31 protein-coding genes are annotated in these 26076 nt (G+C 55.2%); all 31 read right to left on the bottom strand.

Annotation, left to right across the window (positions count from 1 at the left end; translation table 11 throughout):
* Nucleotides 1-7: 7 nt before the first annotated feature.
* Entirely contained in the window at nucleotides 8-625 is a 618-nt protein-coding gene (locus tag K1I37_RS10180) for a CheB methylesterase domain-containing protein (RefSeq protein ID WP_021296445.1), read from the bottom strand.
* On the bottom strand, nucleotides 609-1520 hold the full coding sequence (locus tag K1I37_RS10175; RefSeq protein WP_021296446.1) for a P-loop NTPase: 912 nt from the start codon (nucleotides 1518-1520) through the stop codon (nucleotides 609-611). Before K1I37_RS10175 ends, K1I37_RS10180 begins: the two co-directional genes overlap by 17 nt.
* Complete coding sequence (gene flhF, locus K1I37_RS10170) at nucleotides 1513-2766, bottom strand: flagellar biosynthesis GTPase FlhF (protein ID WP_021296447.1); 1254 nt, start codon at nucleotides 2764-2766, stop codon at nucleotides 1513-1515. Before flhF ends, K1I37_RS10175 begins: the two co-directional genes overlap by 8 nt.
* Nucleotides 2766-4808, bottom strand: a complete 2043-nt coding sequence (gene flhA, locus K1I37_RS10165; protein ID WP_021296448.1) for a flagellar biosynthesis protein FlhA — start codon at nucleotides 4806-4808, stop codon at nucleotides 2766-2768. Before flhA ends, flhF begins: the two co-directional genes overlap by 1 nt.
* A gap of 6 nt (nucleotides 4809-4814) precedes the next feature.
* Complete coding sequence (gene flhB / locus K1I37_RS10160; RefSeq protein WP_031218596.1) at nucleotides 4815-5900, bottom strand: flagellar biosynthesis protein FlhB; 1086 nt, start codon at nucleotides 5898-5900, stop codon at nucleotides 4815-4817.
* A 9-nt stretch (nucleotides 5901-5909) separates the two neighbouring features.
* Nucleotides 5910-6683: a flagellar biosynthetic protein FliR gene (gene fliR, locus K1I37_RS10155; RefSeq protein ID WP_021296450.1), complete on the bottom strand. Its 774-nt coding sequence runs from the start codon at nucleotides 6681-6683 to the stop codon at nucleotides 5910-5912.
* Between the two features lie 4 nt (nucleotides 6684-6687).
* Nucleotides 6688-6957, bottom strand: coding sequence for a flagellar biosynthesis protein FliQ (gene fliQ, locus K1I37_RS10150; protein ID WP_021296451.1), 270 nt, complete (start codon nucleotides 6955-6957; stop codon nucleotides 6688-6690).
* A gap of 20 nt (nucleotides 6958-6977) precedes the next feature.
* Nucleotides 6978-7730 (bottom strand): flagellar type III secretion system pore protein FliP, encoded by a 753-nt coding sequence (gene fliP / locus K1I37_RS10145; RefSeq protein WP_051189446.1) that lies wholly within the window; start codon nucleotides 7728-7730, stop codon nucleotides 6978-6980.
* 73 nt (nucleotides 7731-7803) lie between these two features.
* The gene (locus K1I37_RS10140; RefSeq protein ID WP_021296453.1) at nucleotides 7804-8223 is read right to left on the bottom strand and encodes a FliO/MopB family protein; all 420 of its coding nucleotides are present in this window, start codon (nucleotides 8221-8223) and stop codon (nucleotides 7804-7806) included.
* Nucleotides 8224-8285: 62 nt separating this feature from the next.
* On the bottom strand, nucleotides 8286-8645 hold the full coding sequence (locus K1I37_RS10135; protein ID WP_031218599.1) for a response regulator: 360 nt from the start codon (nucleotides 8643-8645) through the stop codon (nucleotides 8286-8288).
* Nucleotides 8646-8676: 31 nt separating this feature from the next.
* Nucleotides 8677-9882, bottom strand: a complete 1206-nt coding sequence (gene fliY / locus K1I37_RS10130; protein ID WP_021296455.1) for a flagellar motor switch phosphatase FliY — start codon at nucleotides 9880-9882, stop codon at nucleotides 8677-8679.
* Nucleotides 9875-10870: a flagellar motor switch protein FliM gene (fliM, locus tag K1I37_RS10125; RefSeq protein WP_021296456.1), complete on the bottom strand. Its 996-nt coding sequence runs from the start codon at nucleotides 10868-10870 to the stop codon at nucleotides 9875-9877. The genes fliY and fliM overlap by 8 nt, the downstream gene beginning before the upstream one ends.
* Nucleotides 10871-10892: 22 nt before the next feature.
* Nucleotides 10893-11330, bottom strand: coding sequence for a flagellar basal body-associated FliL family protein (locus tag K1I37_RS10120; protein ID WP_021296457.1), 438 nt, complete (start codon nucleotides 11328-11330; stop codon nucleotides 10893-10895).
* Nucleotides 11327-11542 carry a flagellar FlbD family protein gene (locus K1I37_RS10115; RefSeq protein ID WP_021296458.1) on the bottom strand — a complete coding sequence of 72 codons (216 nt, stop codon included), beginning with the start codon at nucleotides 11540-11542 and terminating at the stop codon, nucleotides 11327-11329. The genes K1I37_RS10120 and K1I37_RS10115 overlap by 4 nt, the downstream gene beginning before the upstream one ends.
* A gap of 62 nt (nucleotides 11543-11604) precedes the next feature.
* Nucleotides 11605-12459 carry a flagellar hook-basal body complex protein gene (locus K1I37_RS10110; RefSeq protein ID WP_021296459.1) on the bottom strand — a complete coding sequence of 285 codons (855 nt, stop codon included), beginning with the start codon at nucleotides 12457-12459 and terminating at the stop codon, nucleotides 11605-11607.
* A gap of 78 nt (nucleotides 12460-12537) precedes the next feature.
* Nucleotides 12538-12924 (bottom strand): hypothetical protein, encoded by a 387-nt coding sequence (locus K1I37_RS10105; RefSeq protein ID WP_021296460.1) that lies wholly within the window; start codon nucleotides 12922-12924, stop codon nucleotides 12538-12540.
* Nucleotides 12921-13364 (bottom strand): flagellar hook capping FlgD N-terminal domain-containing protein, encoded by a 444-nt coding sequence (locus K1I37_RS10100; RefSeq protein WP_021296461.1) that lies wholly within the window; start codon nucleotides 13362-13364, stop codon nucleotides 12921-12923. Before K1I37_RS10100 ends, K1I37_RS10105 begins: the two co-directional genes overlap by 4 nt.
* 17 nt (nucleotides 13365-13381) lie before the next feature.
* Complete coding sequence (locus tag K1I37_RS10095; protein ID WP_021296462.1) at nucleotides 13382-14686, bottom strand: flagellar hook-length control protein FliK; 1305 nt, start codon at nucleotides 14684-14686, stop codon at nucleotides 13382-13384.
* Nucleotides 14687-14726: 40 nt separating this feature from the next.
* Nucleotides 14727-15377, bottom strand: a complete 651-nt coding sequence (locus K1I37_RS10090) for a MotE family protein (protein WP_021296463.1) — start codon at nucleotides 15375-15377, stop codon at nucleotides 14727-14729.
* Nucleotides 15377-15811 carry an MICOS complex subunit MIC60 gene (locus K1I37_RS10085; RefSeq protein ID WP_021296464.1) on the bottom strand — a complete coding sequence of 145 codons (435 nt, stop codon included), beginning with the start codon at nucleotides 15809-15811 and terminating at the stop codon, nucleotides 15377-15379. Before K1I37_RS10085 ends, K1I37_RS10090 begins: the two co-directional genes overlap by 1 nt.
* Nucleotides 15812-15814: 3 nt before the next feature.
* The gene (locus K1I37_RS10080; RefSeq protein WP_021296465.1) at nucleotides 15815-17122 is read right to left on the bottom strand and encodes a FliI/YscN family ATPase; all 1308 of its coding nucleotides are present in this window, start codon (nucleotides 17120-17122) and stop codon (nucleotides 15815-15817) included.
* A complete protein-coding gene (locus K1I37_RS10075) occupies nucleotides 17106-17885 on the bottom strand; it encodes a FliH/SctL family protein (protein ID WP_236613875.1) in 780 nt (259 codons plus the stop codon). The genes K1I37_RS10080 and K1I37_RS10075 overlap by 17 nt, the downstream gene beginning before the upstream one ends.
* Before the next feature lies 1 nt (nucleotide 17886).
* Nucleotides 17887-18903, bottom strand: coding sequence for a flagellar motor switch protein FliG (gene fliG / locus K1I37_RS10070; protein ID WP_031218603.1), 1017 nt, complete (start codon nucleotides 18901-18903; stop codon nucleotides 17887-17889).
* A 28-nt stretch (nucleotides 18904-18931) separates the two neighbouring features.
* Nucleotides 18932-20467, bottom strand: a complete 1536-nt coding sequence (gene fliF / locus K1I37_RS10065) for a flagellar basal-body MS-ring/collar protein FliF (RefSeq protein WP_021296468.1) — start codon at nucleotides 20465-20467, stop codon at nucleotides 18932-18934.
* 26 nt (nucleotides 20468-20493) lie between these two features.
* A complete protein-coding gene (gene fliE, locus K1I37_RS10060) occupies nucleotides 20494-20793 on the bottom strand; it encodes a flagellar hook-basal body complex protein FliE (RefSeq protein ID WP_021296469.1) in 300 nt (99 codons plus the stop codon).
* Nucleotides 20794-20806: 13 nt separating this feature from the next.
* Nucleotides 20807-21241: a flagellar basal body rod protein FlgC gene (gene flgC / locus K1I37_RS10055; protein ID WP_021296470.1), complete on the bottom strand. Its 435-nt coding sequence runs from the start codon at nucleotides 21239-21241 to the stop codon at nucleotides 20807-20809.
* 6 nt (nucleotides 21242-21247) lie between these two features.
* Nucleotides 21248-21634 (bottom strand): flagellar basal body rod protein FlgB, encoded by a 387-nt coding sequence (flgB, locus tag K1I37_RS10050; protein ID WP_031218605.1) that lies wholly within the window; start codon nucleotides 21632-21634, stop codon nucleotides 21248-21250.
* 222 nt (nucleotides 21635-21856) lie between these two features.
* Nucleotides 21857-23248: an ATP-dependent protease ATPase subunit HslU gene (hslU, locus tag K1I37_RS10045; RefSeq protein WP_031218607.1), complete on the bottom strand. Its 1392-nt coding sequence runs from the start codon at nucleotides 23246-23248 to the stop codon at nucleotides 21857-21859.
* A gap of 60 nt (nucleotides 23249-23308) precedes the next feature.
* Nucleotides 23309-23839: an ATP-dependent protease subunit HslV gene (gene hslV / locus K1I37_RS10040; RefSeq protein ID WP_021296473.1), complete on the bottom strand. Its 531-nt coding sequence runs from the start codon at nucleotides 23837-23839 to the stop codon at nucleotides 23309-23311.
* A gap of 26 nt (nucleotides 23840-23865) precedes the next feature.
* Nucleotides 23866-24759: a site-specific tyrosine recombinase/integron integrase gene (xerA, locus tag K1I37_RS10035; RefSeq protein WP_021296474.1), complete on the bottom strand. Its 894-nt coding sequence runs from the start codon at nucleotides 24757-24759 to the stop codon at nucleotides 23866-23868.
* A gap of 4 nt (nucleotides 24760-24763) precedes the next feature.
* Nucleotides 24764-26071, bottom strand: a complete 1308-nt coding sequence (gene trmFO / locus K1I37_RS10030) for an FADH(2)-oxidizing methylenetetrahydrofolate--tRNA-(uracil(54)-C(5))-methyltransferase TrmFO (protein ID WP_031218612.1) — start codon at nucleotides 26069-26071, stop codon at nucleotides 24764-24766.
* Nucleotides 26072-26076 lie beyond the last annotated feature (5 nt).

The raw sequence follows: 26076 nt of genomic DNA, 5'->3' as shown, positions 1-26076 counted from the left end.
CCAGGAACTAATCTAATCCGTGCCGTAGGTGTGTCGCGAGGACGTCCGGAATCTGCCAAAGCGGCACGACCTCAGTTGCCGCACCGCGCTCCACCGCCGCCTTCGGCATTCCATAAATCACCGCAGTGCGCTCGGACTCAGCCACCGTAAATGCGCCCGAATCCTTTAGTTTCAGCAAACCGTCAGCGCCATCGCGCCCCATACCCGTCAAGAGTACACCGACCAGTTGCAGACGGCCCACCAATTCCAGCACAGAGTGAAACAGTACGTCGACAGAAGGTTGGTGCCCACCGACCGGCTCCTCCTTCCGAATCGACAAACCAACTGTCGGTCTGCCTGCCTGCACTCGCATTTGCATCCCGCCAGGGGCAATATACACGTGGCCCGGTTGTATCACGTCGGCGTCTCTTGCCTCCGACACGTGCCACTGTGAACTATCGTTGAGCCGCTTGGCCAAGTTCGCAGTAAAGCCAGAAGGCATGTGCTGCACGACACAGCAGGCCACGCCATCCATCACCGGGAGCGCCTGAAACAGTTCAGTGAGCGCCTTTGGCCCGCCCGTCGACGTGCCGACGACCACCAGCGCGCGCAACCTAGACAAGTGTGTATTAGGCGCTGTGTCCACTGTCCCGTCCACCTTTACGCGATCTCAGCCCCAACAGGCGTTCGAAAAAACCGGATACGCCGACTCGCGGTGTCACTACATCACGTCGGACAAAGTTGGTAGCAACTTGCAAGTAACAGGAAGCCGCACGACTTTTTTCCGCGTGGGCGACCACCGGCACCTGCCGCATGACCGCCTCACTGACGACGGCATCCTCGAGGATATAACCCAACGCCTCGATGTTCACGTCGAGAAACCGGGTCGTCACGCTCATCAGCGTCTCGGCGGATCGCTTTGCGGCCGCAAACGACGAGGCCCGGTTGACCACCACGCGGGTGGGTGGTAAAGCACTGCGTTGTACCAAAAGCTTCATGAACGCGTAGGCGTCGGTCATCGAAGTCGGCTCCGGGGTGGTCACGAGAATCAATTCGTCACTCGCCGAGATGAGCTGACGGCTGACCTCATTGACGCCAGCGCCACAATCGAGCAATACGATGTCGTAAAGCACACTCAACTCGTGTAACTGCGCAAGCAAACGGCCGTAGTCCTCGACGGATAATGTGGAACTGTCGAACAGCCCGTTTCCGCCGGAGATAAAGGACAGTCCGTATACAGAGTGCTCGACGATATCGGCCAGGCGTCTGCCGGACAGCGCGTCTAACAGACTGTGTGACGGCGTGACATTCAATAGCACCTCAATATTCGCGAAGCCGACGTCCGTGTCCATAATCAACACCCGAACGCCTTCGCGCGCGAGGCCCATGCCAAAATTGACGCAAAAGTTGGACTTGCCAACGCCACCTTTGCCACTGCCCACAGCAATTACCTTTGCCACGCTCTCCCGCGGCCGCGCGTCGAGAGAATCGCCCAGCGCGTGCTGCATACGCGCGCGCAGCCGAGCAGCCTGGTCATTCACTAGCCCCACCTCCCAGCCACCTGCTCAGGATTTGCTCGACCGACAAGATATCAATATCGTCCGGCACGTTTTGCCCAACCGTCACATACGACAACGGGCGCTTGTACTTGGTGAGCAGCGCAGGAATACTTCCCAACGTGCTCGTCTCGTCCAGTTTCGTAAACAAAAACTTGTCGATACCAAACGGATTGCAGGTGGTGACGAGCGCGTCGAGATCGTCTGGTTTGGCGGTGAGCGACGCAACCAAAATGGTTTCGTCAGGCGCTAGACTGCCAAGCAGGGACTGCGTGTTCGCCACCGTTTCCGGCTTGCGAAAGTTTCTCCCGGCGGTGTCCACCAAAATCAGATCACAGCCAGATAGCTCTGCCAACCGCAGAGGAAGTTCCTGCGCATCATCGACCACGAGCATCGGGACGCCGAGAATGTCCGCATACGTCTTCAACTGCTCGACGGCGGCAATGCGGAAGGTGTCTGTCGTTAACAGCCCGACGCGGCGCTTTCCGGCCAACACGTATAAAGCGGCAATTTTGGCAATCGACGTCGTCTTGCCGACACCCGTCGGCCCCACGAAGGCGACGACCCGACTATCCTGCGATATGGGCATTGGGGTAGCGAGATCGCCTAATTCGTCCAAAATCACCTGCTGCACGCGCGACAACGCAGTCGACATCGGCACTTCAGGGTCATTTGCAGTCGCCCTTTCCGCCCATTGGCGAGCCACTTCCTCGCTGACGCCTTGCGCTCGCAAAAATGTCTCGCATTCACTCGCCACAGGCACACCGTCCCGGCTGCCCACTTGCGTTTGAAGCATGGCTTTGAGCGACGCAAGTTCCCTTAAGACGTCCTCTACAACAGGCGCTTTGTCTCGATCCTGTAGCGCGGACGCGGGCTGCATCGCAGCAGCCGTCGCTTGATACGCGCCAAACGCGCCCGCGAGCGCCGCCCCGAAACTTGGCTCTTCCAACACGTCTGTCGCCTCAGGCCGAGTGTCAGGGGCAGTATCCCGACTTTCCTTACGTGCGGGTGCCGCAGGCGCCTTGGCACCATTGCGGACGACATCGTGGTGTAACGGGATATCCCCGCCAACCGCCGCAGTCACTTCGAGGCGTTTTTGCCAACGCAAGCCGAGCCACTTCTTCACGCGCACTTTCTTCGTGCTGAGAATGACCGCATCTTTTCCTAAATCTTTGCGGATGGACATGACCGCTTCCGGCATGTCACGAACGATATACCTTCGAACAATCATCACAGATTCACCACGCCGCCGCTTTGAATTTCAACCGTTGGATCTAACTCGTTATAGGACAACACCACGACATCGGGCAGATAGCGTTCAATCCACCGGCGCACCGGCAACCGCAACTGCGGATGGACCAACAGCACCGGCGTTTTACCCAGTGCCTGAAGCTTGCCAGACTCCTCCTGCAACCGTGCGATGACGCGTTGGGCCTGCGCCGGATCCATCCCGATGAAGGCACCCCCCGGCCGCTCGACGAGCGACTGTTGAATCTGCTCCTCGATGGTGGCCGACAGCGTAATGACCGCCATCGGTTCACCCGGTACGGAGAACTGGTTGCAAATTTGACGAGCCAAGGCCTGTCGAACCTGTTCGGTCAAGACGTCGGGATCTTGCGTTTGCCGAGCCGCATCCGCCAATGTTTCGAGAATCGTCACCATGTCGCGAATCGAAATTTTCTCCCGCAACAAGTTGCTGAGCACATTTTGAATCTGACCCAGCGACAGCGGATTTGGATAGACGTCGTCGACAGCGGCCGGATTGGTCGTCTTGACGTGATCCAAGAGGGACTTCGTCTCCTGGCGTCCAAGCAGTTCATGGGCGTGTCGACGGAGGACCTCAGTTAGGTGTGTCGCAATGACCGACGGCGGATCAACCACCGTATACCCGTTCGCCTCAGCCTGCACGCGCATCCCTTGGTTGACCCAAATCGCTGGCAGCCCGAACGCCGGATCTTTCGTTTTGACACCCTGAATCGCAGGATTCTCCACGCCAGGGCTAAGGGCCAACCAGTGTCCCATGACAATTTCTCCTTCTGCCACTTGAACACCTTTTAGCTTAATGGCGTATTGTGTCGGTTTTAGTTGAATATTGTCGCGCATGCGCACCATGGGAATGACAAGCCCCAACTCAATCGCCAACTGGCGGCGAATCATCACAACGCGCTCGAGAAGGTCTCCACCCTGCTTGCTATCGACCAGTGGAATCAGCCCATAGCCAAACTCAAACTCAATCGGTTCAACCGTGAGCAGATTGAAGACGTTCTCCGGTTTTTTCGTCTCGGCTTGTTGCGATCTCGCCGCCTCCTCAACCTGCTTCACCTGCGACTGTTTCTTCTTCTGCTGCAGGCGCCAGCCGCCAATCGCGGCCGCTGCAGAAACCGGAAGCACAGGGAAAATGCCAATGGGCGTCACGACCCCGAGCAGAAAAATCACAATCGCGACAATGAACAGCGCGCGCGGGTAACCAAACACCTGCGAAACCACGTCTGTCCCCAGGTTGTCTTCGGAAGCCGCGCGTGAAACCATAAGCCCTGTCGCTGTGGACAACAGAAGCGCCGGAATCTGACTGACCAAACCGTCGCCGACGGACAGCAGCGTATATGTGCTGAGTGCCTGTTGGAACGGCATGTGGTGCATGGCGATGCCAATGATGAAACCGGCGACGATATTGATGCCGACAATCAGCATCGACGCAATCGCGTCACCTTTGACAAACTTTGAGGCACCGTCCATCGCGCCATAAAAATCCGCTTCGCGTTCAATCGTCTGCCGCCGCTTACGCGCCTCTTCCTCCGTGATGAGCCCAGCATTCATATCCGCGTCAATCGCGATTTGTTTACCAGGCATCGCATCAAGGGTAAAGCGTGCAGCCACTTCCGCCACGCGTTCAGCACCTCGCGTGATGACGATAAACTGCACGATAATGATGATTAAAAACACCATAAAGCCGACAACGGCGTTGTTGCTGATGACGAAATCGCCAAACGCCTTAATGACGCTTCCTGCATCAGCTTGCCCTAAAATCAATCTCGTCGACGAAATGTTGAGCGTCAACCGAAACAGCGTCGTGATGAGAAGCATTGACGGAAAGACCGAAAAGTCGAGCGGTTCCTTCGTGCTCATAGCGACCAATAAAATCGTCATCGACACGAAGATATTGACGATAATCAACATACTGAGCAGTGGCTTAGGTATCGGAATGACAATCATGACGATGATTCCAAGCACAAACATCATCACGAACAGATCTGTCCGTTTCGCCAACTTCATGAATCGTCACCCCCTTGCCGCCTGCTTAAGTCGATAGACATGTGCGAGCACTTCTGCCACCGCCTGATACAATTCCTGGGGCACGGCGTCCCCAACTTCTGCTACTCGATACAACGTCTGCGCCAGGGGCCTGTTTTCGACCATCGGCACACCGGATTCTGCCGCGCGCTCTTTAATGCGCTGCGCCAAGTTGTCTGCCCCCTTGGCGATGACCTGCGGCGCCGCCATCGACTGGCTGTCATACTTGAGCGCGATGGCAAAGTGTGTCGGGTTGGTCACGACGACATCCGCCTTTGGCACTTCTTGCATCATTCGCCGGAATGCCAATTGCCGGGCGCGTCTGCGGATCACGCCCTTAATCTGCTGATTTCCTTCCATTTGCTTCATTTCATCTTTGACTTCCTGTTTCGTCATTCGGAGTCCCCGCTCGTACTCGAATCGCTGATAGAGAAAATCAAAGAAGGCGAGCATCACCATACACACCGCGATGCGAATGCCCAGCGAGAACACCATACTCCCAACGGCAAACGGCAGTTGTGTCACATCCACCTGTGTGAAACCGCGAATTTCCGACGCGGATGGCACGACCACGCTATAGCCGACGAAACCAATCAACATCAACTTCAGCAACGACTTACCCAACTCAACCAACGTGCGCGTGCTAAACATCCGTTTCAGACCGGCTAGCGGTTGAATTCGGCTAAACTTTGGAGCCAAAAGCATTGACACAAACATCGGGCGCACCTGCGCCACAGACACGGCCACGCCAATCAACAGCGCAATGCCGACCACGGGTAGCAGCGCCTTCACAGCCGTCGCTCCCTGCATCAAAAACAACTGTGTGACCGTACTCGTCGTCCATTGCGACGGCACTTGCATCGTCAAGTCCCGCTCCATCAACGACTGCCAACTGCCCCAAATCATTGATCCGGTGAAGCGAAGCGCCACCAAAATGGCTGCAAGCACAAGCGCGGATGTGAGTTCTGGACTACGCGACACGTTGCCCTTGCGGCGCGCTTCTTCCCGGCGCTTCGGCGTCGCGCGCTCGGTCTTGTCTCCACTGTCAGCAAACCGTTGAAGTTGTAAGTCCATCACACCGCGTCACCCCCCTATCGCTTGCAGGACTACTTGTAACTCGCGAAACACGAATGAAAAAATCTGATTGAATAAGTAGACCGTACCGGGCATGACGATGGCAAACATCGCGAGTCCGGCAAACAACTTGACTGGCAGACCGACGACAAACACGTTCATCTGCGGAACCGCACGCGATAAGAACGCAAACGTCACATCGCTCAAGAACAGTGCCGCAAGCAACGGTGCCGCCAATTCCACGCCCATCGACATCACGAGCCCCATCAGCTTGAGAAGGAATCCGGGCCAATCGCTCGGCAACTGAAACGCGCCGATGTGGACGATGGTGAAACTTTGTAACACCGCCAGCATCAACCCATCCAGGCCCCCCATCCCGAGGAAGTACAACGTGAACAAGAGATTGTACACATTGCCCATGATGCCCATCTGAGTAGTCGATCCCGGTGCGACAAGTTGCGCCATCGAAAAGCCAATTTGGATATCTACAGCCTGTCCCGCGATGGATATCGCAGAAAAGACCAGCGTCGCAATAAACCCCAACATCAAGCCGATGATGGCCTCCATCACGCCGTCGACGACAAATTGACCAGGGTTGGTTAAAATATCCGGCACACTCGTGTCGATACTAGGCGCTGCAATATACGCCAATCCGAACGCCAAACTGATCTTGGCCAACCGCGGCCAAACATTCATCGACATCAGCGGCGAAGCCGCAATAAACGCGATGGTGCGCAAACTCACTAATAGAAACAAGTTAAAGTGCTCGAGTACGTAATTCATCGAACTACATCACGTAACTCATTAAGTTCGATAGAATGTTGCTCGTAAAATCTGTCAGATTGGTGAGCATCCACGGACCAAACACCAGTAGCGCGACCATCACCGCGACGATTTTCGGCACAAATGCGAGCGTCTGTTCCTGAATCTGTGTCGTCGCCTGAAAAATACTGATCAAAAGCCCCACTGCCAGTCCTAACAGCAACACTGGCGCGGTGAGTTTGACCACCAGCCACATAATTTGCGCCCCAAGCCCCATGACAAACCCATCGCTCATTGCGTACAACCCCCTTCGGCCTATGTCGCGTATCCTGCCAACAGCGATTTGACGACGAGGTACCAGCCATCCACCATGACAAACAGGAGAATTTTAAACGGAAGTGAAATGACCACCGGCGGCAACATCATCATGCCCATCGACATCAACGTCGTCGCGACGACCAAATCGATGACCAAGAACGGAAGATAAATCATAAAGCCAATTTGGAAGGCCGTCTTCAACTCGCTGATGGTATAAGCCGGAACCAGAGCGCTGAGCGGAATAGACTGTGGATGTTTCGTGACATCCTTGGGTATTTGCTCATGCCGATATTGCATGAATAATTCCAGGTCCGTCACCCGCGTCTGCTTCTCCATAAACACCTTAAATGGAAGTTCCGCGCGTTGCATCGCCACTGTCTGCGATATTTTGCCGTTCAAGTACGGTTGCAGGGCCTGCTTGTTCGCCTGCTGAAGCGTTGGCTCCATCACGAACATGGTAATAAACAACGCCAGTCCAATCAGGACTTGGTTCGGCGGGGTCGTCTGCAACGAGAGTGCATTGCGAATAAACGACAAAACGACAATCACGCGCGTGAAACAGGTCATCAGAATCAGCGCAGCGGGTGCCAGCGTCATGACGGTCAGCAGTAAAATAATCTTCACCGTGTCCGCCACGGAACTCGGACCACTGCCACTGCCAATACTCAAGTTGACACCAGGAACGACAGAGGAACTGTCCGTCGCCGCGTGAACAAAGCAAAACGTTCCGCCAAAAAGCCACGCGCACAATACGGCCAACGAGCCAAGCCAAAGCCAGCGGTTTCGTAATCCATGTTTTAAAATCTTTTTCACCGCCGTTCCCCTATTCGTCCCGATGCGGATGGCGCCGCAGTTCTGCAAGGGCACTACTCAACGCTTGTCCAAACGAGGAAGGGTCTTGTTCGGCGACCCCTTGTTCATAGCTGTCGGTGACCTCGGCCAATAGCGAAACATCCTCCCCGACACCGATGAGAAACCGCTTCTCTCCGACTTCAACCACCTGCACCGAACGGTTTGGGGCCAACTGACGCGCCGCCAACACCTGGATAGCGCCGCGCTGCTGAACGTTCGTGCGCTTCGCCAAAAAGCGCACCAACAGGACAATCATGAGCACGACGACCACCAACGCAATGACGACGTTAATGTAGTAGTGCACACCAGGTGCGCCGACCGTCACTGGCGCCGTGGCATTCGTCGTCGTATCCAACGCTATTCGCAGATTTGGATGGATGACGTTCCACATTATCGGCACACCCCCATATGACCCTTCCCTTTGGCGTTGCCCATCACGAAGTCAAACATCATTTACCCCAGCGCCTTTTTAACCGCTTCAATCACGCGGTCAGCCTGAAATGGTTTGACGATAAAATCTTTGGCACCAGCTTGAATCGCGTCGATGACCATCGCCTGTTGCCCCATCGCCGAACAGACAATCACTTTCGCGCTGGAATCAATCGCCCGAATGCGCTTCAGCGCTTCAATGCCATCGACTTCCGGCATGGTGATATCCATGGTCACCAAATCGGGCTTCAACTCCTGGTATTTCTCGACTGCCTGCGCACCATCCGCAGCCTCGCCGACCACCTCAAAGCCGTTTTTGGAAAGGATGTCTTTAATCATCATGCGCATGAATGCCGCATCGTCTACTACCAAAATCTTTGCCAATTCCATTCACCTCAACTGTTTAATTTGCGTGTTAGGAGAGTTTGCTGACACGTTGATCCTGGCTGATGATATCGGTGACGCGAACGCCAAAGTTTTCGTCGATCACGACGACTTCCCCAATGGCAATACGCTTGTTATTCACAAGGATATCAACCGGCTCACCAGCGAGCTTGTCCAGCTCCAGAATGGACCCAGGCGCCAGTTCCAAAATTTCGCGAATCACCTTTTTCGCCCGCCCCAGCTCGACCGTCACATTCAAAGGCACATCGAACAACAGAGACAGATTGCGCGGTGGCGCGGCGTTCTGGGAAACGTCATCAAAGTCCGCGAACTCTGGCTGCCGAACTTGAATCGGCGGCTGCTGCGCCGCACTAGCCGCGGTCTGTCGCGGTACGCTAGGCGGTGCTGACGGCGTCGCATTCGCCATCGCCGCATACGCGCCGTGCGCAACGCTTTGCGGCGTGGTGGCCATCGGAGTCGGTTCCGAAACCGGCGTCTGCGTTGCAATCGGTTGGCTTGGTGCAGGCGAATCCACCTGCGGTGCCACTGTCGCCGCGGATTCCGACGAACTCGATGCAGGCCCAGCCAGGAGCGTCGCGACCATTTCGCGCGCAAAGTCCAGCGGCAACAATTGCATGATTCGCGAATCAATCAAATCGCCGACTTTGAGCTGAAACTGCACATTGACGACGGTCTTTGTGTCAAATGCGCGTTGGCCCGGACGGGAGAAGTCGATAATATCGACTTTTGGCGGCGAGATGTTGATGTAGCGCCCAAACATCTGGCTCATCGAGGTGGCGGCCCCGCCCATCATCTGGTTCATCGCCTCGCCGACGGCGCTCAAATGCAGTTCGTTCAGTTCCCCTTCGACATTGGTGCCGTCGCCGCCCATCATCAAGTCGGCAATCGTCTTGGCGTCATCCACCTCGATAGCCAATGCGTTAGAACCAATCAATCCTTCGGTGAACTCCACAGCCACCAACACGTACGGCTTCGGAAAATTTTTCTCAACCTCATCTGCATCAATCAACGATACCGTGGGGGTCGTAATATCCACCCGATGCTGTAACAAAGCCGACAGCGAAGTGGCCGCCGAACCAAAGCTGATATTGCCGATTTCACCGAGTGTATCCGCCTCTTCCGGCGTCAACGCAGCCGCCGTGGGCTCTTCTCGATTCCCGTCGCCGCTGAGCAGCGCATCAATTTCCTCTTGCGAAAGTTTCACCTGATCACTCATTATCGCTTGCTCCCTCCCATTCGCGGAGAATCTTCACGGCGTAGTTGCGGTTGCGCTTGCCGATACTCCCCCAATACGCGGCGGTGCCATCGACATACACCAGCGCCGGATCGCGGATAGACTGGCGAAGTAAAATCGTGTCGCCCACTTCCAAATCCAAAACTTCATTCACGGTCAATTCGGTCGATCCCAACTCAACCTGCACCTCGACAGGCACCTTCAGCACATGCGCCGTAACGACTTGTTCCTCTTCCGCCACGTTGTGCTGACGCCGTCTCGAATCCAGGAAATGGCGGTTGGTCAACGTTGGCATAATCGGTTCGACTGTCGTATGTGGAATGCACAAGTTGATTAGCCCTGTCGTATCGCCGATGCGAACACTCATGGCGATGACCAACACGGTTTCGTTCGGCGTCGTCAACTGCAAAAATTGCGGATTGCTTTCGAGCCCCACAAACTCCGGCTCGAGTTCCACAACGCCACGCCAGGAATCAGCCAGGAGGTCTGCCGCCGGCGTGATCAGCCGACGCATGAGGGTCATCTCGATGTCCGTCAACTCGCGTTCTCGATATGGACCAACATTGTCGCCTCCCATGAACCGGTCGAGCATCGCAAACACCACTTGAGGATTCATCTCCAGGACTACTCGTCCCTCGAGTGGCGCCATTTCCATCAAGTGCAAGACCGTGAGCACAGGAATCGAACGAATGAACTCCTCGTAAGGCACCTGATCTACCGACTCCACCTGAATTTGAATCACCGTGCGAAGCTGACCCGACAGATGGGTGGTTAAGAGCCGGGAGAAATTCTCGTGAATTCTACGCAACGCGCGCAGGTGATCCTTAGAAAACCGCATGGCTCGGCGAAAATCGTACGAACGGACTCGCGCGGCGTGATCGTCTGCCCGAATCTCATTGGCGTCGATCTCACCGTTGTGAATGGCCGACAACAACGCATCGATTTCCGATTGTGATAAAACTTCTGACACGACGTTCGCCCCCTTTCGCGATTTACTGCACGAGCACCTGCGAGAAATACACGTTCGTCACGTTCCCCGTATCAAGCATTCCATTGATGTCCTTTTGAATGACCTGTTTGAGGTTGTTCAGACACTTGTCGTTTCGCAACTGGTTTGGCGTATACTGCCGCATAATCTCGTTGACGTCATCCTGAATTTGATACTGCATCAGGCTGAGTTCCTTCTTGGTGGATTTATTATCCGCCTGAAGCGTCAACGTAAATTGAATTAAGCCGGACGATTCCAGATTAGTTGTCATCTGTGGCAACGTCACCTGCAACGCGGCTGCCTCTTTTGCCGATAGCGCGTGTGCCTTCGCCGTGCCTGTGTGATGTTGGTGCTTCATATACATCGCAACTGCGACACCGCCGCCCGCGATGACTAAAATTCCGATGATGATGAGAAGCATCACCCGTACAGGGCTTTTCATCTGTCTACCCCCTTACCCGCTTGCGCCGCCACCAAACCAATTCTCCGATAGAACGCAGTGACGATTTGTTCAATGGCACTAGGCCGCTCTTGGACCAGATACTTGTGCCCATTGGACAACGTGATGACAGAATCCGGCGTCGCCTCGACGCTTTCAATCAACATCGGATTTAGCCATATCTCTGAGCCGTTTAGCCGTGTCAGCCGAACCATGATTCTCTCTCTTTCCCAGGTCACTCTGCGCCCTTAGCTAGGGCGCGCAGACCCGTTCACGTTTACGAGTTCTTCATATTGACGAGCGCCTGCAGAATCGAGTTGTCGGTCCCAATCATATGGGTGTTGGCCACATACGCGTTCTGCGCGACAATCATCTCTGCGAACTGGCTGGACAAGTCGACATTCGATCCCTCCAGCGCACCAGACTGAAGCGTGCCCGCGTTGCTTTTCCCAGGCAGTGAATAAGACGCCGGACCAGAAGCGGTCGTTACGCTAAACAAGTTGTCCCCCTGCTGTTCAAGCCCATCCTGGTTTGGCACGTTCGCGATGGCAAGATAGCCGACGACACTCGTAGTTCCATCCGTATTGGAAACCGTGATGCTACCATCGCTGCCAATTTGGACATTGGGGTTGGCCGCGACATTACTATCCAGGGTCTTTAGATTGATATTCGTCAACTCGCCAGCCGTTGGATTGCCAGACGTAGCATCCGTACTAGACCACCCCTGCGCAATCATTCCATTTGGCAAAACGAGGTTATCATTATTGTCGACGGAGAAATCCCCGGCGCGAGTGTAATAGGTGTCGCCACTGGCGTCTTTGACGACAAATAGACCGTTGCCGTTAATCAGGACATTCGTCGGAATGTCCGTCGTATCGGTCGCACCCTGCGAGAAGTCCATCGCCGTCGACGCCACTTTTACGCCGAGACCGACCTGCTGTGGATTCGTACCACCCTGCGTGGCGGTACCCGAGCTACCCCCAGCGAGGGTCTGACTCAAGATGTTGGCAAAATTGGTGCTGCTCGACTTAAAACCGACCGTATTGACGTTGGCGATGTTGTTGCCGACGACGTCGAGATCGGTCTGAAACGCCTGCATTCCGGAAATGGCTGAGTTCATTGAACGCAACATGTGTATTCCTCCTCAGTTGTGTGCCGCGCTATCGGATCAGTCGGTCACCGACAGCCAAGCTTCCTCTTTGTGGTCCAGCTAGTTCACAAAAACGACACTGTCAATTTGGGTAACAATCGGATGATCCTTGTTTTCCATTGCCGTAACGACCGTGCGTGACGGCAAATTGACCACAAACCCAGCCTGTCCCAAAATCATGTACGTGTTCTTTGCACCTTTTTTCTGTGCGATGGTCGCTGCCTGATCCATCGCTTGCAGATCTGCGTCCGACAGCGTAATTCCACGCTGCTGCAGACGTTGCTGTGCGTGGCTGCTAATATTCCAGGGCTTACTTTGTTCGGCCGTCGCCGCCGTCAATGCGGCCGCGAACGTGTCATTGCCGGTTTTTCCCTGACTGGCGGGCATCGATGCCTGTGACGTGCCGAGCGGCCGCCAAGTGGCAATCGTAGTGCGCAGGTCACTCACGACATCTGCACCACCTGTGACAGGGGGTACGCCGTGCCATTGACAACGACCTGCGGCTGTCCCTGCTCAATCTTGATCGCAGACACTTGACCGCTGACCGTGTTCCCACTGCCGTCATCGACCGAGATAGTGGTCCCTATCAGTTGATGTTCAAACGCCATAGACGTGACAGATTGCAATGACTGAATGGCCGATAACACTTGCGTCTCCGTATTCGCCACATTGGTCATTTGCTCCAGCGCGCTAAACTGTGCCAACTGGGAGAGCATTTGCGTGTTGTCCTGCGGTTGCAGCGGGTCCTGGTTTTGAAGTTGGGTTACCAACAATTGCAAAAACGCGTCCTGTCCCAGTGGCTGCTCCTGATTGACTGACGTTCCAGGCGCATTCGTCTGTGCTGCTCCGGCGACACTGTTCGATGTGGGTTGAACGGATGTTGTCATTGTTTTTCCTCCTTCCTTTAAACAGATAGACTGATGTCCCCAGCGTGCTCAGCATCAGGTGCAAAAGACGCGTCGCCAACCGCTGCAGTGCTGAGTATCGCGGCTGCGCCACTCGATTTTCTTCCGGGCGAATCCTGTTGCCCACGCTGACCGCTGCCAAATTGACCGCCGCCCTGGTCGTACGCGACTTGGAACTCAGCGACATTCAAACCCTGACTTTGAAGGTTCTGTTGTAACGCTGGAACCTGCTGATTCAACCACGCAAACGTCGACGCCTGACTCGCCACGACCTGCACCTGCAATCGGCCATCGGCCGCCTTCGTGACCGTCACATCCAGTTGGCCCATACCCTGCGGTACAATCTGCACCTGCAACTTGCTGTCCCCGGCATCTGCTTTCACCGAGATCAAATGTCCAAACTGCGCCATGGCATCCGGGTTTCGCACGTCAATTTGTGCAGTCTGTCCGCCGCTCACAGATGCCGTCGACGTCGACGCCTGAGACACGCCACCACTTGTCATCGCGCCAACCGCCATCGCACTCGATCCGTCATTGACCCCACCGGTGCTCGGCGATGGGCCGTCTGAATCTGCGTCAGACTTCGAGTGACCGGCGTGTTTGGCTTGTGCCAGCACCGCTTGTACGCGCGGATCAGACGACGTTGCAGAAAGTCCGCTCGACGCCTGCCCAGTTGACGGCGCGATGGATTCACTACCCGCCGGATTGGCAGATGCAGCGACCCACTCTGCGGATGCCAAATCTTGCCCGCTCTTCACACCGCTCGTCGGCGATTGCTTTACCAGCGCAGCTGCAAACGTCAATGGCAGCGTTGTGTTCGCGCCATTCCCGCCCGAACGACTCGATGCGTTGCTGCCTAAAGATGCATTCGCGCCAAGCGAAGCACCTGCATCAACCGATGCGGTATTGCCCGCACGACCGTCGCCTTTCGCACCTGCACGCGCAGTTGGCGCGAGAAGGGTACTCGCCTTGCCATCATCCAGGGCCACACCATTCGGCGCGTTCGATCCACTCGCGCGACCGCCAATGGATGACTTATCCATCCCCGGTTGCCCCGTCGTCGACATCAGCGGATTCGTGAGCCCGCGCTTGCCTTTTGCCGAACCGACGCCGCCAGCAATCTGCCCCCCGTTGGAAGTGCTCGCCGCGTCCGCCAGATTCGCATTTGGAAGCGTTCCAGACGTCCCCAGCATGGCGGCCAGTAAATCGTCAAATACGGCTCCCTCCAAAGTACCACCGGATTTTCCGGCATCCCCTGCGCTCAAAGGATCCGTCGTCGAACTCTTTGCCGCCGATACATGCATGTTTGTTTCACCTCCTTTCAACACGCAAGACCCATCTCGATTATGGTGTCTGTCCTACCGTCCCAAACGAAGTCGTATTGTTGGTCGAGTTGGTCGTCGCCTGTGACGCCATGCGCGTATCGTCCGCCGCCTGTTGGAGGACAGAGCTGGCAAACGCCGTAGGCAACGCTTCGAGAATCGGACCAGAGGTCTCAGCTGGCATCGCCGCCACGACCCATGCGGCTTGGTCAGCGCCCATCTTTTGAAGGACTGAGGCCGCCGCCGAAGCATCCATCTGCGCCAGCACCTTCGCTTCCTGTTGGCCATTCTGCAGGTGATTCGTCCCTACCTGTTGCTGTTTCTGCAACGTCTCCACTTGATTCTGCAATGCCTGAATTTGTTTCTCATCGGCTTGCGTCTCTTGTGTCAGATTCGCATTTTCCGACTTCAACTTGGCAATTTGCTGCTGTTGCGCTTTGACTTGCTGTTCTGCGCTCGAACCAGCCGCCTGCGATGTCGCAGCAGGTTGGCGTATCCCCAGGACGTCAAGCGAAGTCTGCCATACCGGCACCCCGACGAACTGCAACGCGACACCAATGACCACCGCGGCGACGAGAATCGGAACGACACCCACAAACAAAATCCAAGCAACTTTGTTCACGCGCCCGCGCTCGTTATCGTGACCCTTGCCACCGTCCACCCTCGACGCCATTACACATCCGTCCTTTTAAATCTCTTCAGCGCCTCGTCGTCTGCCTCAACTTGCAACTTCCGCATACGCTCAACCCCGTCTTCCATACGTGCATCTTGCGAGATGCGAGACCACTTTTCCTGTTCGACGTACGCGTCGCGAAGTTTACCTTGCTGGACGTGGACGTCACCCTGTAAAGCCGCCCACTCCCGCTCCAAATGAGCCTTTCGCGTCTCGATAGCCTCCTGATAGGAGACGTACGATTGCACGAGCAACGCGCTTGCAGCCTCTTTCATCCGCCCTCTCGCCTCGCGAGACAAATCCTCCAACTGCTGCCACTGCAATTGCAACGCTCGCTCCTGTTGCAACAGACGCGCGTACTGCGACTCCTCAATGTCCTGCAAGTCCCGTTTCAATTTGTGAAATCGCGTCGCAAACGCGGTGAATTCACGCACACCTTACACCCCCGTCACTTGCGCGAGCCGCTCCACGGTCGTCGCAATTTCCGTCAAATCATCTGTCTCTTGAACTAGAAGTTGGTTGACATCAGGGACTTTCTCAATGGCGAGATCGGTATCCCTATCCGCTCCCTGCCGATACGCACCGATCCGCAACAAATCCTCCACATCGCGATACCGGCTAAGCCACGTTCGGGCTTGTTTGGCTGCTTCCTGATGCCGTTTGTCGGCAACTGTCGAAAACAGCCGAGACACACTGCTCAATACGTCAACCGACGGGAAATGTCCTGCATTCGCGAGCTTTCTAGATAGCACGATATGTCCGTCGAGAATTCCGCGAACGGTATCGGCAATCGGGTCATTCATGTCATCCCCATCGACGAGCACCGTGTAAAACGCCGTGATGGTGCCCGATTCACCGGGACCCGTGCGTTCCAGCAACTTTGGGAGCGCCGCAAACACAGATGGCGTGTACCCGCGAGCAGTCGGCGGCTCACCTGCCGCCAACCCGACCTCACGCTGCGCCATGGCAAAGCGCGTAACCGAGTCCATCATGAAGTTGACGTGCATGCCTTCGTCGCGAAAGTATTCAGCAATGGTGGTCGCCACATAGGCGGCCTTCAGCCGAATCAACGCAGGTTGGTCAGACGTTGCAACGACCACGACGCTGCGCTTAAGTCCTGTTTCTCCGAGGTCCCGCTCGATAAACTCGCGCACCTCTCGACCGCGTTCACCGACCAATGCGATGACGTTGACATCAGCCTCCGTACCTCGCGCAATCATCGACAAAAGCGTGCTCTTGCCGACGCCGCTGCCAGCAAAAATTCCAACGCGCTGACCATCACCGATAGTGAGCAAGCCATCAATCACGCGAACCCCGGTCTGAATGGGACGCTCAATGCGCCGGCGACGCAATGGATGCAACGGCGCCTGTTCAACTTCCCGGGTGAAGACATCGCACAGTGGGCCAAGCCCATCCATCGGTTCCCCTAGTCCGTTGACTATCCGTCCAAGCAACCCTGCGCCACAATGCACCGCCAATCGCCCGTGCATCGCCAAAACATCTGCGCCTGGGCCGATATCCCCCATTTCACCGAGCGGCACGAGAATCAAGTACCCCTCGCGAAAGCCGATGACCTCCGCGCGACATTGCGACTGCTTACCATAAATCACGCAGATGTCACCGAGATTAGAAAGCGGGCCACTCGATTCGATGGTCATACCGACCACTTTGGTCACTTTTCCATAGACCTTCGCCAGTTTCGTGGAGGGCAATTGCTCGAGAAAGCTTTTAAGCCCGGCTTCCATCGTCCATCTCTCCCTGACCACGCATGCAGTCGCGCAACGCCTGATGCAGCTCCTCAAGCCGGGTTTTCAACGTGCCGTCGACGCGCCCAGCCGTTCCCCGCAACTCACAATCGCCGGGCGCAAGCGTCGGATCCGGCACAACCGCAATCTCCCACTCGCCGTAGTTTTCCAACTTCCACCGCGGATGCGCTTGACGAGCCGCCGCGTAATCGTCGGGATGTACACGAACTTGCACGGACGTGCCTTGGCTGACATAGACCAAGAGATCTTCAACCATCGCCCCGATATCAGCGGGAGCCAGGGCCAGTTCTCGATACAGCAATTTTTTCACTGCAGCCATTGCCAGTTCCTCGACAATGGGTTGTAACGCGTGCAGGCGCTCACTGCGACCGGCCTCAATCTGTTCGGCCAGCTGCGTCAGTGCGGCTTGCTCCTTTTGCTTCCACTCTGCAAAGGCTATCGCAGCTTCCTCTTGGCCTTGCCGAAACCCTTCGTCGTAGCCCGCCTGCTGCGCTGCCCGTCGAATCTCCTGGGCCTCGACCTGAGCCGCCGCAATCGCAGCTTGCGCCTCGACTTCCGCCCTTGCCAGCATTTGTTCACACGCAGCTCTGGCTTCTGCGAGCAGCGTGTCCGGATGGACGACTGGTTCGCTCACCTCGCCACGCTCCACCGTGGCGGCTACCTCTTCGCTAAACCCTGCAACCGCGATGGGAATCGGCTGCTTGCCCCCGGGAAGCCAGGTCGACGACACGCGTTTGAACACGTTAGACAATGATGTCGTCACCTCCACCACGAGATACGACAATTTCACCGAGATCCTCGAGGTGTCGAATGACGCCAACAATCCGCTGCTGTGCATCCTCGACGTCACGGAGGCGAACTGGGCCCATGTACTCCATGTCTTCCTGGAAGGTTTCGGCCATCCGCTTCGACATGTTGTTGAACAAAATCTCCTTCACATCATCCCGCGAGACTTTCAGTGCCAACTGGAGATCTCTCGCGTCCACTTCGCGGATTACGCGCTGTATCGCTTTGCTGTCGAGGAAGATAATGTCCTCGAAGACAAACATCCGCTTTTTGATCTCGTCAACCAGATCTGGGTCTTTCACCGACAGTTGTTCGAGAATACCCTTTTCTGTACTCCTATCGACGCCGTTCAAAATCTTGACAATCGCTTCAATACCGCCAGCCTGGGCGCTATCCACCGTAGTCATCGCAGACAACTTCGACTCCAGGATATCCTCCACTTCCGCGATGACCTCTGGAGAGGTTCCCTTCATTGTGGCAATTCGGCGGGCGACGTCCGCCTGCAGTTCTGCAGGCAGTGCGGCCATAATCATGGCCGCCTGTTCCGGATCTAAATAGGAAAGTACAAGTGCGACCGTCTGTGGATGTTCATCCTGAATAAACCCGAGAACCTGATTCGGGTCCGCCTTCCTCGCGAAGTGAAAGGGACGCACTTGGAGCGCAGAGGTCAGGCGATTGAGGATGTCCTCGGCCTCCTTGCCGCCAAGGGCCTTCTCGAGCACCTCGCGCGCATACGCGATACCGCCGGTCTGAATGTACTCTCGGGCCATGGCGAGATCGCGAAATTCCTGGAGGATATTTTCCCGCTGCTCGAAATTCACTTTGCTGACATTGGCAATTTCAAATGTCAGTTGTTCGACCTCTTCCTGCGACAGCCGCTTGAAAACACTGGCCGCAACATCTTGTCCAAGCGCGATGAGAAGGACTGCGGCCTTCTGTCGACCGGTTAAGGTCCTCTGGCGTTGCACACTCATCGCCTCCGCGTTTCAAAATTCGTACGTATTACTCAGACAGCCAACTTCTCAACAAACTCGCGAAATCATCTGGACGCTGCCGTGCCATATTGACCAACTGACTCATCAACATCTCGTCTTCCGTCGGTGGCAACTCTTCTAATTGCTCGTCGTAGGCATCTTGAATTCTAGCTGGGACATCTGTCGGGCCATTGCCGCCAGCCCGTTTGCGCCGCCACCAGAGAACAAAGCCACCAACCAATGCGGCCAGAAGACCTAAGACCACATAGAGAATCCAGTTCGATTTGGATTGCGATGGTGCCACAGCACTTTGTGCAAACGGAACAGTCGATACGGATACCGTGTTCGCGCCCTGGGTCGTCGGACTTTGACCCACCAAATTGGTCACAAACGACTTGATTTTCTGAACTTCGGCCGGCGTCATTGCCTTGTCGTTGCTATTCAACAACACGCCCACTTTATACCCCTGAATCTGCATCGGATCATCGGTGGTCGTCTGGTTTTCATAACTATAGTCGTAGTTCGTCGTCGTATTCGACTCAGAAGACGTCGAATTCCCCGCCGTGGAACTTGAAGCACCGTACGAAGTCGTACTATTCGGATTTGATCCCGCCTGACCGGCAGGGCCACCCGCTTGGCCGTTCGTATTCGTCGACTGAGATTTCTCCTGGTTTTGACTCGTGACAAACCCGCTCGTAGAGTTCGGCGCATTTTGCAATACGTGAGACTGACTCTTTGTCTGATTAAACGTCACATTCGCGTGCACCACGACGACAGCGTTGCCTGCACCGACAATTTGTTGTAACCCACTTGTCAGTTTCTCGGTCATGTCGTTTTCGACACTCTGACGCAATGCCAGTTCTGACGACGCTCCGCCGACAGTTGAAGCGTCCGCAGCACCATCCGGATTGGACAACGTGTTCCCGTTTTGATCGACGACGCTCACATTGTTTACACTGAGCCCTTGCACAGAGTGCGCCACGAGTTGCTGAATACCAGCGACCTGCGTAGCCGACAATTGAACACCGTTGCCAAGCGTGACAAAGACAGACGCTTTTGCATCCTGCGTCGTTTGACTGACGAACAACTGCTGCTGAGGCATCACAATATGTACCTGTGCCGACTCAACGCCGTCGATGCTCGAAATCGTCTCATTCAAACTTTGCTGCAATGCATCCAAAACCTGAATATTAAATTCGTCCTGCGTCATCCCCATCGAATTGCTGACGCCCGAGTAACCGATGTAGCCGGATTGGGGCAGACCCGCTTCCGCAAGTTGCACACGGGCTTCATTGGCATCCTTTGCAGGGACCAAGACGGAACTACCCTCAATTTCATTCGGGATTTTCAACGTCTGCAACTGGGTCTGGACTTGCCCTAACGACTTATCGTCCAAACCGCTCATCACCATGACATAATGCGGCCGCGATACAATCCACAAAAGCGCAGACAGCGCCGCGAGTACCGCCACCGCAATAATAATGACATTGCGGCGCATATTGGGTGACACAGACTTCCAGCGGTCAACAACCCGCGTCCACATCCCACGCAGGGTTTCGTTCAAGTTCGTTCACCCTCTATCTATCGCTGTCAAATCTGCATGTTCATGACTGTCTGATAGGCACTCGTGACTTTGCTCGCCACTTGTGAGACCATGTCGACCGCTAAGGAGGCCTGTTGCTCGGCAATCATCAACTGCGTTGCCGTAACCGTCCCGCCTGTCGCGTAAGACTGTGCCATTTGGTCGGCCGTCGCACCAACTTCATTCACCTTATCTAACTCTTTGGAGAGAAAGTCCGAAAAGCTCGTCTGTGAAGCGCCCGCAGACTGCGCGGGAGACGTTTGACCAACCGCACCAGACAGCACGGACTGAACTGCTTGTATCGCCATCGCGTGTCACTCCTTACTTCCCGATGTTCAATGCATCCAAATCCATCTGCTTTGCCGCGTCAAAAGCTGTCGAGTTCGCCTCATACGCCCGTGAAGCGGTAATCATGTCCACCATCTCCGTCGAAATGTCGACGTTTGGCATTTGAACATACCCGTTGACAGCGTCTGGATTCGTCGGATCATAGACGGACTTCAGGGGACCCGTATCCTGCGTGATGGACGTCACCTGAACACCTGCATCGTTGGTCCCGATGGCTTGTCCCAGCACATTTTGAAACGATGATTGTCCGGTCGCCGGCGCGAAGTTTACAATCTCTCGGCGATACGGCCCACCCTGGGGCGTGCGCGTCGTGTTGGCGTTCGCAATGTTATTCGCAATCACATTGAGCCAAAGTTGGTTGGCATTTAATCCGCTCGCAGCAATATTCATGCTCGACGTATCAATCACCGCTCATCAACCTCCTTGTATAGCCGTACCCAAGCGTTGGAGTCGCATTGACACATCCTGCGCGAGCACTTCATATTTGACCTGATTTTCCGCGATATCGACCATTTCCGAAGTTAAGTCAACGTTGTTGCCATTGTTATTGACGGTTGAACTCGTGTCCGTATACACAGTGGGTTCTACATCTGGCAAGTTATTGACCTGGTCCGAGGAGGACAAAGGGATATGCTGCTCCCCCATCATCTCGGTTGGATTCGCGGTCAACGCCTGTTGAAAATACGTTTCAAAAGCGACATCCTGTCGTTTGTAATTTGGCGTTTCAGCATTCGCGATATTGTTCGCATACACCTGTTGACGTAGTGTCGCCGCGTCGAGCGACATTTGCAATAACTGCATCGTATTCACTCTACATACCCCATCCACACGGTTTCCTATTTCGACGACAAGTGTAATGATTCGTCGAATCTTGTCATAATCCTGCACATGGAATTTTAGCGACGGTAAAAAATTCCCGCTGTTCACGGACTGATCACAAAACGGCAACCGCGATTACACTAGGCATATCGCGGTTGCCGTTTACCCACCCTATCAATCGTTCATATGTTTCTACCCATAAACTCACAAAATGAATTGACTCACATCTCTATTTTTGACGATAGTTTGCAGCTTTTCGTCGACATAGGCAGCCGTGATGGAAATCGATTCGAGGTTGACATCCGGCGCTTCAAACGACAAATCCTCGAGAACTTTTTCGACCAGCGTATGCAAGCGTCGAGCCCCGATGTTCTCGGTATCCTGGTTGACCTGCTGGGCCATCTGCGCAATTCGCTCAATCGCATCGTCCGTAAACTTGACGGAAATCCCTTCTGTCTCCAAGAGCGCTGCATACTGCTTGAGCAACGAATGCTCCGGCTCGCGCAAAATCCGTTCGAAGTCCTCTGCCGTCAACGGCTCCAACTCGACGCGAATCGGGAAACGCCCCTGCAACTCCGGAATCAGATCAGATGGCTTTGCCACATGAAACGCGCCAGCGCCAATAAACAACATGTAGTCGGTCTTCACCGCGCCATATTTCGTGGTGACGGTCGATCCCTCGACAATCGGCAAAATATCACGTTGTACGCCCTCGCGAGAGACATCCGCCCCGCGTTGCTCTTTGCCGGCGATTTTATCCATCTCGTCAATGAAGATGATGCCCTGGTTCTCCGCGCGGTAAATCGCTTCGGCGTTGACCGCATCCGCATCGACTAAGCGACCCGCCTCTTCCTGCGTGAGCACCTTTCGCGCCTCGCGCACCGTCATTTTGCGCTTGCGCGTCTGCTTGGGCAACAGATTCCCAAGTGCCTCTTGGATGTTGCCAAGTCCCTCCGGACCCATTCCCGGCATAAAGCCAAGCGACATTCCATTCGACTGCTCCTCTACGTCAATCTCCACGTAGTGGTCCTCGAGTTCACCCATATCCAATTTATGTCGCATCCGTCGCCGCTCTTCGCGAACGGACTCAGAACTGGCTTCGTGCGATGGCCGATCCGACTGGTTCGCGCCACCAAACAGCATTTCAAACGGATTCCCCATCTTGCGGCGCGCGTTCGGGTCTGGCACCAGTGCGTCGACAATGCGATCATTCGCCCGCTCCTCAGCTTCCTTCTGCACCTTTTGTGCATGTTCGGCTTTGACCATGCGAACCGCCGTCTCGACGAGATCTCGCACCATCGCCTCGACATCGCGCCCCACGTAACCGACTTCGGTAAACTTCGTAGCTTCCACCTTGATAAACGGCGCCCCGACGAGTTTTGCCAAGCGCCGCGCAATTTCCGTCTTCCCGACGCCGGTCGGACCAATCATCAGGATGTTTTTTGGTGTGACTTCAGCCTGCAAATCTGGTGGCAATTGTGCACGGCGGGCGCGATTGCGAAGCGCCACAGCCACTGCTCGCTTCGCGCCACGTTGACCAACAATATATTTATCCAAGTGCTCCACAATTTGGCGCGGTGTCAATTCGTTCTCAATAGACACGAAATTCCCTCCCTGAACCTCGAAGGTTTACAACCCCCAAAGTCATACGTATCCTCAACCGACAGTTTCCACAATGATATGATCATTCGTAAACACACAGATCTCCGACGCAATTTCGAGTGCCTTTTTGGCGATTTGCTCTGCGGGCAAATCGGTGTTGCGCGCTAACGCCCGACCGGCGGAAAGCGCAAACGCGCCACCAGACCCAATGGCGCAAATGCCGTCATCCGGCTGAATCACTTCACCGCCGCCAGAGACGATGAATAAATCATCCTCGTTCATCACAAGCAGCATGGCTTCCAATTTGTGCAACACTTTATCGGATCGCCATTCTTGCGCCAACTCCACCGCAGCGCGCTGCAGATTCCCTTGGTATTCCTCAAGGCGCTTCTCAAACTTCTCAAACAGGGTAAATGCGTCGGCGACCGATCCGGCAAAGCCCGCAACGACTTTACCATGGTAGAGACGGCGCACTTTGCGCGCGCCCTGTTTCATAATCATACTGTTTCCAAGCGTGACCTGACCATCTCCGGCCATAGCCCCTTTGCCGTCTTTCAATACCGCAAATATCGTCGTGGCATGCATCGTTAAATCCACCTTGGCACATCCTTTCATTCGCCCCTCGGCCGCTCTGACCGTGGGTGGCTGTCTTGATACACGCGCGTCAATCGCTCGCGCGAAGTGTGCGTGTAAATTTGTGTACTCGATAAACTTGCATGCCCAAGCAATTCCTGAACGCTGCGCAAGTCGGCGCCACCATCGAGCAAATGGGTCGCAAACGTGTGACGCAATCCATGCGGACTGAGTTTGCGCAAACCGGGCACCTCCGCGATGCGCTTATCCAGTACCCTGCGCACACTCCTGTCTGTCAGGCGGCCACCACGCGCGTTGACGAACAGCGCGTTTGTCCGCGCGACGCGCGCCCGCATCTGCAGATACCGTCTAAGTGCTTCACGCGCAGCCGAACCGACGATGACATACCGCTCCTTCGCACCTTTGCCGAAGACGAGCGCCAATTGATCTTCGAGAGAAATATCGCCGACGTCGAGCGCTACACACTCACTGACGCGCACACCCGTTGCGTAGATGAACTCGAGCAACGCCCGATCCCGCACATCCGCGAACGAGTCGCCATCAATGTGATTCAGGAGTGTCGAGACCTCCTCATGATAGAAATACTTCGGAATGGTTTTATCTTTTTTGGGCAAGGCCAATGCGCGCGCTACGTTCGCCGTCACCAGCTCATTTTGTTCAAGATAGTCAAAAAAGGAACGATAACACGACAATCGTCGAGCGACCGACGCTTTACTGACGCCGCGCATCATTTCCCCTGCTAAAAAGCCCCGCAATCGCTTTACAGTGATTTCTTTGGGTTCAGTCACGCCATGCGTTTTGAGATAGTCGAGTAAGAGCGCCAAATCCTTCTCATACGCAGTCAACGTACGTTGACTCCACTTTTGTCGACGCGCGCTAAGAAACGAAGTTTTGCACGCCTGCAAATCCATCAAATTACACCTTCAACGTTTCAATTTCACGGGCGAGCGCCGCCAACGCTCTGTCGGCGTGCGCCTGATTGCGAGCCCGCTTGTCTTTGAATCGTTCCTCAAGCGGCGGAAATAAACCAAATGTCGCATTCATCGGCTGAAAGTTGTCCGCGGACGTATGCGTGATATAGTGCGCGAGACTGCCGATAGCCGTGACCTGTGGCATCGTCACAGGCTCCTTATTCGCCGCCACACGCGCCGCGTTCAACCCCGCAATCAAACCAGCTGCCGCCGATTCGACATAGCCCTCGACGCCAGTAATTTGCCCTGCAAAAAACAAATTCTCCCGCGCCTTCGTCTGATAAGTCGGCTGTAAAACTCGAGGACTATTAATATAGGTATTCCGGTGCATGACGCCGTAACGCACGATTTCTGCATTCTCAAGCCCTGGAATCATACCAAATACGCGTTTTTGCTCTCCCCACTTGAGGTGAGTCTGAAACCCAACCAAGTTAAACAAGGTGGCAGCGCCATTATCCTGGCGCAGTTGCACGACGGCATGCGGTCGTTTGCCCGTACGCGGATCTCTCAATCCGACTGGCTTCATGGGACCAAACAACAGGGTTTGTTTACCCCGCTCAGCCATGACTTCAATCGGCATACATCCCTCAAAGTACCGCTCTTCCTCAAAATCCTTCAGCGACGCGCGCTCCGCATGAATCAGTGCGTCGTAAAACGCCTCAAACTGCTCCTCGTCCATCGGGCAATTCAAGTACGCCGCCTCGCCTTTATCGTAACGCGATTGCAAAAACACCTTATCCATGTCCACCGATTCCTTGGTGACAATCGGTGCAGCAGCGTCAAAGAAGTACAAGTAGTCCTGACCAATAAAGCGTCGAATGTCCTCCGACAACGCTTGCGACGTCAGCGGCCCCGTCGCCACGATGGTAATTCCGTCCGTCGGGATGCTCGTCACCTCTTCACGGCGCACCGTGACATTGGGGTGCCCGCCAACCAACTCGGTCACGCGCGCGGAAAATCGCTCCCGGTCCACCGCCAGCGCACCGCCAGCCGGGACACTGTGCTCATCTGCCGCGCGAATGATGACCGAATTCAGGCGCCGCATTTCCTCCTTGAGCAAACCAACCGCATTCGTGATAGCGGCAGCTCGCAATGAATTCGTACAAACCAGTTCCGCAAATTCCTGCGTGTGGTGCGCTGGTGTCTGTTTGACCGGCCGCATCTCGTACAACGTCACTTCGGCGCCCGCCTCAGCGGCTTGCCATGCGGCTTCCGATCCGGCCAGCCCCGCGCCAATTACAGTCACTTTCAAATTTG

Source organism: Alicyclobacillus acidoterrestris, from assembly GCF_022674245.1.
GTDB lineage: Bacteria > Bacillota > Bacilli > Alicyclobacillales > Alicyclobacillaceae > Alicyclobacillus > Alicyclobacillus acidoterrestris.
Note: the sequence above shows the minus strand (reverse complement) of the source record. Positions and strands in the feature narration are given on the sequence as shown.

Excerpts from the sequence above, each read along its gene's own strand:
- K1I37_RS10115 (WP_021296458.1), bottom strand. The coding sequence starts at position 11,542 with ATGGTTCGGCTGACACGGCTAAACGGCTCAGAGATATGGCTAAATCCG.
- fliE (WP_021296469.1), bottom strand. The coding sequence starts at position 20,793 with ATGGCGATACAAGCAGTTCAGTCCGTGCTGTCTGGTGCGGTTGGTCAA.
- K1I37_RS10100 (WP_021296461.1), bottom strand. The coding sequence starts at position 13,364 with ATGACAACATCCGTTCAACCCACATCGAACAGTGTCGCCGGAGCAGCA.
- fliR (WP_021296450.1), bottom strand. The coding sequence starts at position 6,683 with ATGAATTACGTACTCGAGCACTTTAACTTGTTTCTATTAGTGAGTTTG.
- flhB (WP_031218596.1), bottom strand. The coding sequence starts at position 5,900 with ATGGACTTACAACTTCAACGGTTTGCTGACAGTGGAGACAAGACCGAG.
- K1I37_RS10095 (WP_021296462.1), bottom strand. The coding sequence starts at position 14,686 with ATGCATGTATCGGCGGCAAAGAGTTCGACGACGGATCCTTTGAGCGCA.
- K1I37_RS10080 (WP_021296465.1), bottom strand. The coding sequence starts at position 17,122 with ATGGAAGCCGGGCTTAAAAGCTTTCTCGAGCAATTGCCCTCCACGAAA.
- K1I37_RS10110 (WP_021296459.1), bottom strand. The coding sequence starts at position 12,459 with ATGTTGCGTTCAATGAACTCAGCCATTTCCGGAATGCAGGCGTTTCAG.
- flhA (WP_021296448.1), bottom strand. The coding sequence starts at position 4,808 with ATGAAGTTGGCGAAACGGACAGATCTGTTCGTGATGATGTTTGTGCTT.
- K1I37_RS10090 (WP_021296463.1), bottom strand. The coding sequence starts at position 15,377 with ATGGCGTCGAGGGTGGACGGTGGCAAGGGTCACGATAACGAGCGCGGG.
- K1I37_RS10140 (WP_021296453.1), bottom strand. The coding sequence starts at position 8,223 with ATGTGGAACGTCATCCATCCAAATCTGCGAATAGCGTTGGATACGACG.
- xerA (WP_021296474.1), bottom strand. The coding sequence starts at position 24,759 with ATGGATTTGCAGGCGTGCAAAACTTCGTTTCTTAGCGCGCGTCGACAA.
- flgB (WP_031218605.1), bottom strand. The coding sequence starts at position 21,634 with ATGCAGTTATTGCAAATGTCGCTCGACGCGGCGACACTACGTCAACAG.
- fliY (WP_021296455.1), bottom strand. The coding sequence starts at position 9,882 with ATGAGTGATCAGGTGAAACTTTCGCAAGAGGAAATTGATGCGCTGCTC.
- hslV (WP_021296473.1), bottom strand. The coding sequence starts at position 23,839 with ATGCATGCCACGACGATATTTGCGGTATTGAAAGACGGCAAAGGGGCT.
- fliG (WP_031218603.1), bottom strand. The coding sequence starts at position 18,903 with ATGAGTGTGCAACGCCAGAGGACCTTAACCGGTCGACAGAAGGCCGCA.
- K1I37_RS10120 (WP_021296457.1), bottom strand. The coding sequence starts at position 11,330 with ATGAAAAGCCCTGTACGGGTGATGCTTCTCATCATCATCGGAATTTTA.
- flhF (WP_021296447.1), bottom strand. The coding sequence starts at position 2,766 with ATGATTGTTCGAAGGTATATCGTTCGTGACATGCCGGAAGCGGTCATG.
- fliQ (WP_021296451.1), bottom strand. The coding sequence starts at position 6,957 with ATGAGCGATGGGTTTGTCATGGGGCTTGGGGCGCAAATTATGTGGCTG.